1 protein-coding gene is annotated in these 289 nt (G+C 46.7%); it reads left to right on the top strand.

What is annotated here, in order from left to right:
* On the top strand, nucleotides 1–289 hold a 289-nt coding region (locus NE473_RS32060), incomplete at both ends, for a hypothetical protein (RefSeq protein WP_502802875.1).

Below are 289 nucleotides of genomic sequence, written 5' to 3'. Positions count from 1 at the left end.
AGTACACCGGGCGGTTATGGATACTTCATTACACCTGGTAAGCATGAGAAGGAATCCGCAGAATTTATTAAATTTATGCTTGAGAAGGAAAGAGCCCTTGAATTTTCCGTTATGACGGGCCGTCTTTCAACCCGTACAGAGACTCTTGACGATCCCAGCATCAACGATATGCCGGAACTGGCCGGTTTCCTGGAAGCACGCCAGAATATTTATGAAACACCGAACATTCCAGGCTACAGTGAGGTCAACGATGTACACGGTCAGGCATATCAATCCGTATTTACCGGAG

This window comes from Hungatella sp. SL.1.14 (genome assembly GCF_024460495.1).
Classification (GTDB): domain Bacteria; phylum Bacillota; class Clostridia; order Lachnospirales; family Lachnospiraceae; genus Hungatella; species Hungatella hathewayi.
This window is presented reverse-complemented; position numbering and strand designations above follow the sequence as displayed.